General features: G+C 68.7%; 13 protein-coding genes. 7 read left to right on the top strand and 6 right to left on the bottom strand.

What is annotated here, in order from left to right; genetic code table 11:
• Nucleotides 1-22: 22 nt before the first annotated feature.
• The 3 genes from C3E87_RS00155 to C3E87_RS14765 are packed head-to-tail and all read left to right on the top strand — an operon-like array spanning nt 23 to nt 3,794.
• Complete coding sequence (locus C3E87_RS00155; RefSeq protein WP_076058059.1) at nt 23-1,168, top strand: glycosyltransferase; 1,146 nt, start codon at nt 23-25, stop codon at nt 1,166-1,168.
• A complete protein-coding gene (locus C3E87_RS00160) occupies nt 1,165-1,809 on the top strand; it encodes a hypothetical protein (RefSeq protein ID WP_083665280.1) in 645 nt (214 codons plus the stop codon). The genes C3E87_RS00155 and C3E87_RS00160 overlap by 4 nt, the downstream gene beginning before the upstream one ends.
• A gap of 17 nt (nt 1,810-1,826) precedes the next feature.
• Entirely contained in the window at nt 1,827-3,794 is a 1,968-nt protein-coding gene (locus C3E87_RS14765; RefSeq protein ID WP_076058067.1) for an acyltransferase family protein, read from the top strand.
• Between the two features lie 65 nt (nt 3,795-3,859).
• Here C3E87_RS14765 and C3E87_RS00170 read toward each other — a convergent pair whose 3' ends face one another.
• From C3E87_RS00170 to trmB, 4 genes are all read right to left on the bottom strand, one after another.
• Nucleotides 3,860-4,471 carry a superoxide dismutase gene (locus C3E87_RS00170; protein ID WP_076058069.1) on the bottom strand — a complete coding sequence of 204 codons (612 nt, stop codon included), beginning with the start codon at nt 4,469-4,471 and terminating at the stop codon, nt 3,860-3,862.
• A gap of 108 nt (nt 4,472-4,579) precedes the next feature.
• Complete coding sequence (locus C3E87_RS00175; RefSeq protein ID WP_076058071.1) at nt 4,580-5,176, bottom strand: class I SAM-dependent methyltransferase; 597 nt, start codon at nt 5,174-5,176, stop codon at nt 4,580-4,582.
• Nucleotides 5,173-5,976: a tRNA pseudouridine(38-40) synthase TruA gene (gene truA / locus C3E87_RS00180; RefSeq protein WP_076058073.1), complete on the bottom strand. Its 804-nt coding sequence runs from the start codon at nt 5,974-5,976 to the stop codon at nt 5,173-5,175. Before truA ends, C3E87_RS00175 begins: the two co-directional genes overlap by 4 nt.
• Nucleotides 5,960-6,691 (bottom strand): tRNA (guanosine(46)-N7)-methyltransferase TrmB, encoded by a 732-nt coding sequence (gene trmB / locus C3E87_RS00185; RefSeq protein WP_233120648.1) that lies wholly within the window; start codon nt 6,689-6,691, stop codon nt 5,960-5,962. Before trmB ends, truA begins: the two co-directional genes overlap by 17 nt.
• A gap of 70 nt (nt 6,692-6,761) precedes the next feature.
• On the opposite strand from trmB, the gene C3E87_RS00190 reads away from it, so the two are divergent.
• On the top strand, nt 6,762-7,145 hold the full coding sequence (locus C3E87_RS00190; protein WP_076059354.1) for a YccF domain-containing protein: 384 nt from the start codon (nt 6,762-6,764) through the stop codon (nt 7,143-7,145).
• Nucleotides 7,146-7,157: 12 nt separating this feature from the next.
• Here C3E87_RS00190 and C3E87_RS00195 read toward each other — a convergent pair whose 3' ends face one another.
• Complete coding sequence (locus C3E87_RS00195; RefSeq protein ID WP_198928169.1) at nt 7,158-7,865, bottom strand: NRDE family protein; 708 nt, start codon at nt 7,863-7,865, stop codon at nt 7,158-7,160.
• A 45-nt stretch (nt 7,866-7,910) separates the two neighbouring features.
• Between C3E87_RS00195 and coaBC the strand changes: the two genes are divergently transcribed.
• A complete protein-coding gene (coaBC, locus tag C3E87_RS00200; RefSeq protein WP_076058077.1) occupies nt 7,911-9,098 on the top strand; it encodes a bifunctional phosphopantothenoylcysteine decarboxylase/phosphopantothenate--cysteine ligase CoaBC in 1,188 nt (395 codons plus the stop codon).
• On the opposite strand, the gene C3E87_RS00205 is transcribed toward coaBC, so the two are convergent.
• Nucleotides 9,095-11,173 carry an elongation factor G-like protein EF-G2 gene (locus C3E87_RS00205; protein WP_076058079.1) on the bottom strand — a complete coding sequence of 693 codons (2,079 nt, stop codon included), beginning with the start codon at nt 11,171-11,173 and terminating at the stop codon, nt 9,095-9,097. The genes coaBC and C3E87_RS00205 overlap by 4 nt on opposite strands.
• Before the next feature lie 349 nt (nt 11,174-11,522).
• Between C3E87_RS00205 and rplM the strand changes: the two genes are divergently transcribed.
• Together rplM and rpsI are read left to right on the top strand one after the other, a co-directional pair.
• The gene (gene rplM / locus C3E87_RS00210) at nt 11,523-11,966 is read left to right on the top strand and encodes a 50S ribosomal protein L13 (protein ID WP_076058081.1); all 444 of its coding nucleotides are present in this window, start codon (nt 11,523-11,525) and stop codon (nt 11,964-11,966) included.
• A gap of 17 nt (nt 11,967-11,983) precedes the next feature.
• Nucleotides 11,984-12,511 (top strand): 30S ribosomal protein S9, encoded by a 528-nt coding sequence (gene rpsI / locus C3E87_RS00215; protein WP_076059356.1) that lies wholly within the window; start codon nt 11,984-11,986, stop codon nt 12,509-12,511.
• Nucleotides 12,512-12,588: the final 77 nt, after the last annotated feature.

A 12,588-nucleotide genomic window follows, 5' to 3' on the forward strand; every position in this document is an offset into this window, starting at 1 on the left:
ACAGAATGGGTACGGTAGGGCAATGCGCATCGCCCAGCTGGCCAACTTCGTCGGCCCCACGTCTGGGGGTATGAAGGTGGTCATCGAAACCCTGGGCCAGGGCTACGTCGACGCCGGGCACACGCGTATCTTCGTCGCGCCGGGGGAGAAGGACCAGATCCTCGAGACCGAGGCCGGCATCCTCGTGCAGGTCCGCGCCCCCAAGGTCACCGAGCAGTACCGCATGATCTTCCAACCCTGGCGGGTGCTCGACGTGCTGGACAGGTTCCGGCCCACCTCCATCGAGGTGTCGGACAAGTGGACCCTCTCGCCGGCGGCGAACTGGGCCGCCAAGCGCAGCGTCGGTTCCGTGCTCTTCAGCCACGAGCGGCTGTCCGACATGTTGGCGATGTTCGTGCGCTCCAGCTTCGGCGTCGAGACCATCGTGGGCGGGCTCAACCGCCGGCTGTCCCGCAACTTCGACACCGTCGTGGTCACCAGCCGCTTCGCGGAGGAGGAGTTCGCCGACACCGGCGCCAACCTGGCGCTCGTCCCACTGGGCGTGGACCTGGAGACGTTCCACCCCGACAAGGGGGAACCGGCCGACGACGGCGTGCTCAAGTTCTGTTACGTGGGCAGGCTCTCCCACGAGAAGAGCCCCCAGCTGGCCGTGGCCACCGTCGTCGAACTGCACCGGAGGGGCCATCAGGTCCGGCTGGACCTGTACGGCACCGGCCCCGACCAGGCCGAACTGGAGGCGGTCGCCGGCAGCGCGCCCGTGTTCTTCCACGGCTTCGTGCCAGGCCGGGACGAGGTGGCCAGGCGCATCGCGCAGCACGACATCTCGTTGTCCGTCTGTCCTGCGGAGACGTTCGGCCTCGCCGTGCTCGAGGCGCTGGCGTGCGGCACCCCCGTCGTCAGTTCCACCAGCGGGGGAGCCAGCGAACTGGTCGACGCCACGTCCGGCGAACGCGGCGACGCCAACCCACTGTCGCTGGCAGACGCCGTGGAACGGCTGATCCCGCGTCTCGGCCCAGAGCTGCGGCGTGCGGCACGGGCGCGCGCCGAGCAGTATCCCTGGCAGCGCACCACCGACGCGATGTTGGCGCTGCACAGACACCTGGCAGACGAGGTGCCGTACCGGAAGCTGCGGGGCTTCGCGCACAATCCGAAGGGGAAACGGCTGTGAGAAGGAAGAAGCGGCTCAAGATCGGTTGGTCGCCGCTGGTGGCGCTGATCGGTGCGCTGGTCCCGGTGGCGGCCCTGGCGCCGCGCAGACCGTTGGTGTCCGGACCGCACACCGTCGCCGCCCTGGCGCAGCAGTGCCGCGAGACGGGCGCGACCGGGAGGGCCCTGGCCGACGAGGCGGTGAAGGCTGTCGCGCGGGCCTTTCCCTACTATTCGCTGTGGCACCTCTGGGAGCCGCCGGAGCGCGCGCTCAGGTCGCACCGGGGTTGGTCGCACCAGTACAACACGGTGCTCCTCCTCGTGCTGCGCGAACTGGGCTTCAAGACCCGTCTGGTGCACTCGGCCATGGTCCGGGGCTTCCAAAATCCATGGTGGCTGCGCGGGCACACCTGGGCCAAGGTGGCCGTGGGCGGCTACGAGCTCGACGCCTGCGCCTCGGACGAGACGAACCGGGTGGGGGCCGTGAACTTCGTCCCGCTGACCAGGGAGCTGCCGCTGCGCCGCGTGACCCGGTGGGCACTGGGCGCCTGGATGGGCTCCTTCGTCGCGATCGCGGTCTGGCACGCCTGGCTGACGGGCCGGGAGGTGGCGCCCTGGGTGTACGGCCGCAAGGTGCGCCGGGGAAGGGCTTCCGCGACCTGACGCGTTAGACTCCCGGGGTGCAGCCGCCAGACAACATCACCTATGTGCCCAGCCTTGATGGTCTCCGCACCATCGCTGTGGGCCTGGTCATCGCGTTCCACCTCAGCGTTCCCAACCTGGAACTGGGGTTCGCCGGCGTCGACGTGTTCTTCGTGCTGTCCGGTTACCTGATCACCTCCGGCCTGCTGCGCGACACCCTGCGGCACGGGAAGCCGCAGTACGGGAAGTTCTGGCAGCGCCGGTTCCGCCGCCTACTGCCCGCCGCCACGCTGGTCCTGCTGCTGGTACTCCTCTACGCCACGTTCCTGATGCCGTTGTTCCGCAAGGCCAGCGCGAGCTGGGACATCTTCTGGACGGTGCTGTACCTGGGCAACTGGCGGTTCATGGGCGCCAACAGCTACTTCGCCTCCGACGGCACACCGTCGTTGCTGCTGCACATGTGGTCCTTGGCCGTTGAGGAGCAGTTCTACTTCTTCTGGCCGGTGCTGATCGGCATCGTCGCGTTCGCCGCCGGGAAGCTGGGCGGCAGGAAGCGGGTCACCACCATCATCGGGGTGGTGGCGGCAGTGCTCATCGTCGTCTCGGCGGCCCTGCTGATGGTGCTGTACGACCCCGCATCGCCCGACCGCGCCTACATGGGCACCGACAGCAAGGCGTTCGAGCCCCTGCTCGGTGCCCTGCTGGCCATCGTGATGAGCAACCACGGGGTGCGCACCGTCTTCCACCGCCACCACCGTCTCATCGCGGCCGTCGGCGTGGTGACGGCCGTGGCCGTGCTGCCGTTCCTGGCCGGACCGAGCGCCTTCTACTTCCAGGGCGGCGCGGTGATCCTCAGCGTCGGCGTCACGCTGCTGATCGGTGCGCTGGTGGTCTCTCCGCCGACGATGCTGTCGGGTTTCCTGTCCTGGCGGCCGATGACCTACCTCGGGCAGATCTCCTACGGGCTGTACCTCTGGCACTGGCCGTGGAGCGTGTGGCTGGACGTGGCCCACAAGGAGGAATTCCGGATGCTGCGGGCTCCGGTGGCGCTGGCGGCGACGCTGATCTGTGCGGTGCTGAGCTACCACTTCGTGGAGGAGCCCATCCGTCGCGGCCGCTTCACCACGTGGCTCACCTTCAAGCGCACGATGCTCACCGTCGCAGTGATCATGGTGATCATCATGACCTGGGCCACGGCGCTGCGCGGGCTGCCCGTGCCCAGCTCGCGCCCGCCCGCGACACCCGTCAGCCCCGGCGGCTCGCCGGTGCCGCAGACCAACCCGGACCTCGTCATCGTGGTGGGCGACTCCGTGCCGTTCCGCCTCATGGAATCGCTCGACCAGGTGGCCAGCGACAACGGCTTCGTCGTCGACAACGCCTCCCGTGGTGGCTGCCCGCCCCTCTCGATCGAGTTGCAGGAGTACCTCAAGCCCGACCACGAGGGTGCAGGCGACTGCACCATGGTCGCCGACATCCAGACCGAGAAGATCGACTCCGAGCGTCCGGCGACGGTGTTCTGGTGGTCGCGCTACGAGGTGCACCAGCGCTGGATCGACGGACGGATCGTCGGCCCCGACGAAGAGATCTTCTGGGAGGCGCTCGAGGAGGACCTGGCGGCCAGCGTCGACCGGCTCACCTCCCAGGGAGCGACTCTGGTGATCGCCCAGACCGAGCGCCCCGGCACCGGCATGCTCAGCCGCTGCACCGAGGACGAGTGCCACCCGCTGCTGGACCTCATGGTCAACCACGACGAGTACCGCCGCCGGTGGAACGACATCGTCGTCGACCTGGCCCAGCGCGACGACAGGGTGGAGACCTTCCGGATGGATCCGTTGCTGTGCAGGGACCCCGAGCCCGAGACGGCCGACGGCCCGGCGCTGTGTGACGACTCCCAGCCCGGTGGGCAGCTGTTGCGGCCCGACGGCAGCCACATCCTGGTGGACCCCTTCGGCTACGAGACCGCCGAGAAGGTGCTCGAGAACGTGTTGACAGCCGCCAGCAGCTGATCTGCGGCTCAGCCGAAACGAGAAGACCCCGGGCCTGGCCCGGGGTCTTCGTGTTACGCGGTGGCTCAGTAGGTGAGCTGGACGTTCTTGGCGGCGGTGAGGCGCTGCGCCACGTCGTCCCAGTTGATGACGTTCCACCAGGCGTTGACGTAGTCGCCCTTGACGTTCTTGTACTGGAGGTAGAAGGCGTGCTCCCACATGTCCAGCTGCAGCACGGGCAGCTGGCCGACCGGCACGTTCGACTGCTGGTCGAACAGCTGGTTGATGTTGAGGCGCTGGCCGAGGGTGTCCCACACGAGCATGGCCCAGCCGGAGCCCTGCAGGCCGTTGGCGGCGGCGTTGAACTGCTTCTTGAAACCGTCGAACGAACCGAAGAACTCGCCGATCGCCTCAGCCACGTCGCCGGTGGGCTCGCCGCCGCCGTTGGGCGACATGTTCTTCCAGAAGACGGAGTGGTTGATGTGACCACCCAGGTGGAAGGCGAGGTCCTTCTCGAGCTTGTTCACTGCGCCGAAGTCGCCCTTGTCGCGCGCGGCGGCGAGCTGCTCGAGGGCGGTGTTGGCACCGGCCACGTAGGCGGCGTGGTGCTTGCTGTGGTGCAGCTCCATGATCTCCGGGGCGATGTGCGGGGCGAGTGCCCCGTAGTCGTAGTCGAGGTCGGGAAGGGTGTAGGTCATGGTGTCTCCTGATCGTTGACTCGCGCCGATGCGCGCTGACGAATCCCATCCTATGCCGCCCATTTGGTCACCGCTTCAACTTCTCACCGGGTTCCGCTGGCGGGGAAATCAGGCCTCTGAAGCGGCGACCTTGAGCACGCGGAAGCCCTTGGCGGACGCCACGCGCTCCGTCGGATGGCCCTGATCCGTCAGCCAGCGCTGCAGCGAGTCACCGCCGAGATTCTTCCCGACGACCAACCAGGCGACACCGTCAGGCGTGAGCCGCGGCAACCACGTCAGGAGGAGTTCGTGCAGCGCCTGCTTGCCGATCCGGATCGGGGGGTTCGACCAGATCTCGTCATAGCGCACGTCAGCCGGCACCTCGTCGGGGGCGACGGCGTGCACCCGCTCGGCGACTCCGTGCCGCTGCGCGTTCATCCGGGTCAGCTCGACGGCGCGGCCGTTCACGTCGACCGCGTCGACGGTGACGCCGGGCGCCGCCACGGCCAGCCCGACGGCGATGGTGCCGACTCCGCACCCGAGGTCCAGCAGATGGCCCCGCTCGGGTGGGCTCACCTCACGCAGCAGGACGGAGGTGCCCAGATCGAGGCGGCCGCCGGAGAACACGCCACCGGCTGTCGTGAACGTCAGGTCGTTGCCGAAGACGGTGGCGTTGAACTCGTGCGTGACCAGCGGCTGGTCAGGGGTGTCGAAGTAGTGGCTCATGATGTCTCCAGGGTGCGCATGGCGCGCGCCGCGGTGGCGCGGGCGGCCAGTTCATCGTCGGGCGGATAGCCCACCTCTTCCAGCGTGAGGCCACGGGCCGGCATGACCTGCACCTCGCCATGGCGGACGCTGCTGGCGGCCACCTCCTCCAACCAGGAGAGGCTGCGCCGCCCCGCCGCCACGGCGGTCAGCGCGCCCATCAGGGAGCGCACCATCGAGTGGCAGAACGCGTCCGCCAGCAGGTGCACCTCGATCACGCCGTCGGGGCGGCGGGTGGCGCTGAGCTCCCGGAGGTCGCGGATGGTGGTGGCACCCTGGCGCGGCCGGCAGAAGGCGGCGAAGTCCCGCAGCCCGATCAGCAGTTCCGTGGCGGCGTTGAGCGCGCCGACGTCGATCGGTTCGCGCGACGGTGTGATGTGCCCGCGCAGCAGCGGATCGGCGACCCCGTCGGTCAGGCGGTAGCAGTAGCGCCGCCAGATGGCCGAGAACCGCGCGTCGAAACCTTCGGGGGCGGGGGTGACGTCGCGGACGGCGATGTCGTCCGGGAGGACGCGGCGGAGACGGCGCAGCAGGGTGGCCGACGGGTCCTCGTCGAGGTCCAGGTCGGCGTGGCAGGTCTGGCGTCTGGCGTGCACGCCCGCGTCGGTGCGGCCCGCGACCACCAGGGTGTGCGGCCCGGCCAGGCGCAGCACCTTGCCGATCCATTCCTCGAGGGTGGCCTGCACCGTGCGGAGGCCGGGTTGGGTGGCCCAGCCGTGGAACTCGGTACCGTCATAGGCCAGATCAATCCTGAGTCGCATCGGCCCTCCCGTAGGTGAGGTCGAAGACGGCGCGGCCCGCGGCCAACCCACGTGCCTCGTACTTGGTGACGGGGCGCTCCTCGAGCCTGGGGGCCCAACCGTCGTGCACGTTGACCAGGCCGGGATGGTCGTCGAGGTGCTCCCGCATCCAGAGCGCGTAGTCCTCCCAGTCGGTGGCCAGTCGCCACACCCCGGACGGCGCCAGTTTGGCGGCCACGACATCGGCGAACCCGGTGCTGACGAGGCGACGCTTGTGGTGGCGCTTCTTGTGCCAGGGGTCTGCGAAGAACGTCCACAGTTCGGTGACCGAGCCGTCGTCGAACAGGCGGGGGAGCGCCTGCGCCCCGTCGATCAGGGCCAGACGCACGTTGGTGGCGCCGATGCGGCCCAGCCGGCCGAGCGTGGACGCGACGGCCGGCTCGAACACCTCGAACGCCACGACGTTGGATTCGGGGCGGCCGGCGGCCATGGGGACGAGGGAGTCGCCAGCGCCGGAGCCGATCTCCACGATCAGCGGCGCCTCACGCCCGAACTCCGCGGCCCAGTCGACGTGGGCCTCAGGCGCCACGGAGGTGTCCAACTCGCCGCGCGGGATGTCCACGAGGTATTCGGCGGCATGCCGCTCCCAGGCCTTGGTCTGCGACTCGTTCATCCGCGTGCTGCGGCGCACGAAACTGACGATGTCGCGGCGGGGGCGTGGGGGTCGGGAAATCACCGGCCCAGCCTACCGGTGACCGCACGAACTAGACTGTGAGGTGCTGATCGGCAACCACGAGGAGTCATCGATGCGCACCATTCTCAACGTCATCTGGGTCATCCTGGGCGGCTTCTGGCTGGCCCTGGGCTACATGCTGGCGGGAGTGATCGCCTGCATCTTCATCGTGACGATCCCGGCCGGGCTCGCGTCGTTCCGCATGGCCAACTACGTGCTCTGGCCGTTCGGCCGCACCGTCGAACCGAAGCCGGGGGCGGGTTGGGGATCAGGGCTCATGAACGTCATCTGGTTCGTGGTGGCGGGCTGGTGGCTGGCGCTCCTGCACATCACCTCGGCGCTCGCGCAGTCGCTGACCATCATCGGTATCGCCAATGCGTGGGTGTCGCTGAAGATGATCCCCGTGACCTGCTTCCCCTTCGGCAAGCGGATCGTGCCGAGGGGCGGGATCCTCTGAGCCGACAGCTGCTCAGGGACGGGGGAGGAGGGGAGCCACCGGTTCCCAGATGCCCGGCTCCCCGAGCACACCCATCGCGCTGGTGACGTTGCCGGGGCCGATCGACGCCACGACGGCCAGCAGCGACAGCGTCGGGAAGCCGTGGGCGCGGTTGTCGCGGATGAGCGCGCGGTCGTCGGTGGGGTCCAGGTTCCGGCCGCCCTCGTCGAGCACCTTGGCCCACTCCGTCCACCAGCGCACACCCTCGGTGGGGGCGTCGGCGAAGCGGTGCAGCCAGTACGCGATGCGCTCCGCCCCGAAGTCGTCGACGTCCGAGTGCGCGATCATGTGCGTGCCCGGCTCGAGGTCGACGGTGCGCGTCGCGCCTCCCTCCCAGGAGGTGACGCGCACGCCGTCGAAGGTGGCCTCCACCAGGTTGAACCCCAGGGTGGTGGGTGTCGCCGGGACCTGGCGTCCCGTGAGAGAGCCGATGACGAGGTCGCCCCGGGTCGTCGGGATGATGCCCTCAGGAGGGCCGCCCGCGCGGTTCAGGAGGACACTGAGCCGCGACTGGTTGTGGGCGAGCCAGGCTCCGCCGGCGGACAGGTCCTGGATACCGGTGATCTCGGGGTGCTGGGGCCACCACTGGCCCAGCGGCCGCCACGGCCGACCCGGGTCCTCGTCCCGGATGGCCAGCAGCCTGACGCGGCCCGGCCCGGGCTCGGGAACGCGAATCACCACGGTGCACATGGTCAGTCAGCGTACCCGGATGAAAGAATCACGGTCATGAACATTGTGGTTGGGGTCAGCGGGGGCATCGCGGCGTACAAGGTGGTGCACCTGGTGCGGCTGCTGATCGGCGACGGGCATGAGGTGCATGTCGTGCCTACAGAGGACGCGCTGCGGTTCGTGGGGCGTCCCACCTGGGAGTCGCTGAGCCGCAACCCGGTCACGACCTCCGTACACGACGACGTCCCCCGGGTGCGCCACGTGGCGCTCGGACAGAACGCCGACCTGGTCATCGTGGCGCCGGCCACGGCCAACACCCTCGCCGCGATGGCCGCCGGTCTGGCGTCGGACCTGCTGGGCACCACGCTGCTGGCCACGAAGGCGCCGGTGCTGGTCGCCCCGGCCATGCACACGGAGATGTGGCTGCATGCCGCCACACAGGCGAACATGGCGACGCTGCGGAGCCGCGGCGTGCACGTCGTGGGCCCCGACGACGGCCCGCTGACCGGTGGTGACTCCGGCCCGGGCAGGATGAGTGAACCCGAGGCCATCTACGAGGCCGCCATGGCGCTGGCCGGTCGTCGACGGGATCTGGAGGGCGTCACCCTGGCCGTGTCGGCCGGCGGTACCCGCGAGCCCATCGACCCGGTGCGTTTCATCGGCAACCGCTCCAGCGGCAAGCAGGGCGTGGCGATCGCCGTCGCCGCTGCCGAACGCGGTGCGCGAGTGCTGCTGGCCGCAACCAACGTCGAGGCGGACGTGCTGCGCCCGGCCCAGCGTCCGGGCGTCGAGATCACGACGGCGGGTTCTGCTGCGGAACTCGCCGGGGTGATGCGCTCACTTGCCGCCGAGGCCGACGTGGTGATCATGGCCGCGGCCGTGGCGGATTTCCGCGTGGCGGAGGTCTCAGAGGGCAAACTCACCAAGGAAGTCGGGGGAGTGCCGTCGCTCACCCTCGTCGAGAACGAGGACATCGTTGCGGGCCTTGCCGCTGAGCGCCGCGACGGACAGACCATCGTGGCCTTCGCGGCGGAAACCGGGGCGGACTACCTCGAGCGCGGGCGTCGGAAACGGCAGAAGAAGGGAGTCGACCTCCTGGCGGTGAACCAGGTGGGCTGGGACAAGGGCTTCGAGACGTCGCACAACACGGTGTACGTGCTGGATGCGCAGGACGAGGTCGTGAAGGAGGCGTCGGGCTCCAAACGTGAAGTCGCCGACGCCCTCCTAGACGTGCTCACCAGCTAGGCGGTGGGCCAGGCCTCCTGCGGCATGAGTTCGTAGCCCACGAACTCGCGGGTGAAGGTGCCCGTGCCCTGAGCGACGCCGCGCAGGTCGATCGGGTAGCTCACCAACTCGATCGCAGGCACCAGCGCCTCGACCACGGCGTGGCCATTGCCGTCCATCTCCGTGCCCTGCACCTGCGCGCGTCGTGCGCCGAGGTCGGTCAGCGCGGCGCCGAGATACTGGTCGCCTACTCGCACCCGGACCCGCTCGATGGGTTCCAGGAGCCCGACCTGACCCTTCTCCGACGCGTCGCGCAGCGCGTACTGCCCGGCGACCTGGAAGGCCATGTCGGAGGAGTCGACGGAGTGGGACTTGCCGTCGTAGAGCGTGACCCGCACGTCGACCATCGGCACGCCGAACTTGGTGCCCAGAGCCAACTGCTGCTCAATGCCCTTCTCGACCGATCCGATGTAGGCGCGGGGCACGGACCCCCCGACGACCTTGTCGACGAACTGGAAACCGGCGCCGCGCTCGAGCGGTTCGAGTTGGATGTTGCAGATGGCGTACTGACCGTGGCCACCGGACTGCTTCACGTTGCGGCCGAGGCCCTTCGACGGCGTCAGTACGGTTTCGCGGAGCGCGACGCGCACCTCCTCCTCGACGACGTTGAGCCCGAAGCGGTCCTTCAACTTGCTCAGCGCGAGGTCCTTCTGCGCCTGGCCCATGACCCAGAGCAGTTGCTGTTCGGTCTCGGGGTTGCGTTCGAGCCGCACGGTGGTGTCCTCCATCGAGATGCGGTGGAGGGCGCCGGCGAGCTTGTCCTCGTCGCCGCGGGTGGTCGCCTTGATGGCCACCGGCAGGAGGGGTCTGGGGAGTTCCCACGGCTCGATCAACGCCGGCCGCTCCGGGGCTGACAGGGTGTCGCCCGTCTCCGCCCTCGACAACTTGGTGACGAGCACGATCTCGCCGGCGATCGCCTGGTTCAGCGGGGTGAACTCGGTGCCGTAGGGCGCCGACATGGGGCCCATCCGCTCCTCTTCGTCCTGGTCCGGGCGCATCGGGTCCGGGTCCCAGCCGAACAGCTCGCGGTTACGTGAGACGTGGACCACCTGGTCGCCGCGGAGCGTGCCGCTGAAGACGCGCACGAGGGAGGAACGGCCGAAGTTGTCGGACGTGGTGCGCACCACCTGGGCCACCAGCGGGCCGCCGGGGTCACAGGTGGCGTCGGGCAACCGCGCGCCGTTGGGCGTGGTGACCGGGGGCACGGGCAGCATCGACGGGGGCGGGAAGCCCTGTTCGATCCAGCGCAGCAGCTCCTCGGTGCCCTTGTCGGAGGTGGTGTGGGCGGGCAGGACGGGGAAGAAGCGGGCGCCGACGACCGCGCGCAGCAGCGCGCCGTTGGCTTCCTCCACCGCGATCTCCTCGCCCTCGAGGTAGCGCTCCATCAGGTCGTCGTCCTGGACCTCGGTGATGATCGCCTCGAGCAGGTCCGCCCTGGCGGCGTCGATCAGAGCGAGTTCCTCAGGAGTGGAGTCGCGGGAGACGCGCTGGCCGCTGGAGTAGTCGTGGGCGCGTTTGTTCAGCAGGGAGAGGTTGCCGACGTTGGTGCCGTCCTTCTCCAGCGGGATCAAGGCCGGGATCACACCCGCGCCGAAGGTCGTCTGGCAGGCCGCGACCATGTCGGCGAACGACGCGCGGCCCTGGTCCAGCTTGGTGATCGCGATGATGCGCGGGGTGTTGGTCTCCGTGCACTCCTCCCACAACGCGACCGTCGTGGGATCGATGTCGTCGCCGGCGGGGACCACGAAGACCGCGGCGTCGGCCGCACGCAGACCGGCGCGCAGCTCACCCACGAAATCCGGGTGCCCGGGAGCGTCGAGGAGGTTGATCTGGACGTCGATCGCCGGGATGGATGCCAGCCACAGCGTGGCGGCACGCTCCTGGGTTTCCTTTTCGCCGCGATATCCATCCACCCGCGCACGCAGGAGGTGTTCGAACAGGGTTGTCTTGCCCGATCCGCTCGCGCCGACGAGGACGACGTTGCGTACATCGTCCGGGGACGTGATCGTGATCTGGGAACTCGTCTTTGAGGCCATGCACATACGTTAGTGTGCGCGGTGCCGCCGTGGGCCCCGACCCCCTCAAATGGCCTGCCAAAGGTCAATCGGTGCGGTCTGCGAGGGTGCCGACGGCCATCTTGCGGCGCGCCAACATGACGTCGATGTCGACGACGATGGCCACTCAGACCACCTCGTCGAGTTCGGAGCGGAGCGCCCGCACCTCGGACTCGCGCGCGGTGGCCTGGATGAGCTGGAGCGGCCATTTTGCAGATGGGGCGCGCGGCACTTAGGATGGGTAGCTGTTGTACGCCATCTTTTCGGGGCCTAATGGGGCGCTGTCCCGGTGTGCAACCCCCATCAGTTAAGTATGAATGGAAGTGGGACTGTGTCTACGTACACCCCAAAGCCGGGCGAGATCGTCCGCAACTGGCACGTCATCGATGCCGAAAACATCATCCTGGGTCGCCTCGCTGCCCAGATCGCCAACCTGTTGCGTGGCAAGCACAAGCCGCAGTTCGCGCCCCACGTCGACATGGGTGACTTCGTCGTCGTGATCAACGCATCGAAGATCGCGCTCTCCGGCAACAAGCGCTCGGACGATTACCGCTACTCGCACTCCGGTCGTCCCGGTGGTCTGAAGGCCGTCTCCATTGGTGAACTGCTTGACAGGGATCCGCGCCGCGCCGTCGAGAAGGCTGTCTGGGGCATGCTCCCCAAGAACAAGCTCTCCCGTCAGATGCTGAGCAAGCTCAAGGTCTACGCGGGCCCCGAGCACCCCCACGCTGCCCAGAAGCCGCAGCCGTTCGAGATCATTCAGATCGCCCAGTGAGCCGAGGACCGAAGAACATGACTGAGACCAACGAGATCGACGAGACCGTCGTCGAGGAGATCACTCCCTTCGTCGACGAAGAGAACCGCGAAATCGCGTACCGCTCCGACGCCGACCCGGTCGCTGCCTCGGGCATCGACACCCGTCCGGCCATCGTCGCCCCCGGCGGCGGCACCGGTCGTCGCAAGGAAGCCGTCGCCCGCGTGCGTATCGTGCCCGGCTCCGGCACCTGGAAGATCAACGGCCGCAGCCTCGAGGAGTACTTCCCGAACAAGCTGCACCAGCAGCACGTCAACGAGCCGTTCGTGATCGCGAACGTCGAAGGCTCCTACGACGTGATCGCCCGCATCGACGGTGGCGGCACCTCCGGCCAGGCCGGCGCCCTGCGCCTCGGTGTGGCCCGCGCCCTGAACCAGGTCGACGCTGAGGCGTCGCGCGCCGCTCTGAAGAAGGCCGGCATGCTGACCCGCGACTCGCGCATCATCGAGCGCAAGAAGGCCGGTCTGAAGAAGGCCCGTAAGGCCCCGCAGTACAGCAAGCGCTGATTTCTGCACGTCGAACGCCCATCCTGCTACTGCAGGGTGGGCGTTTGCCTTTCCTCGGTGCGGGGCCGGGCGCGGCG

This window comes from Tessaracoccus sp. ZS01 (assembly GCF_022342445.1).
GTDB lineage: Bacteria > Actinomycetota > Actinomycetes > Propionibacteriales > Propionibacteriaceae > Arachnia.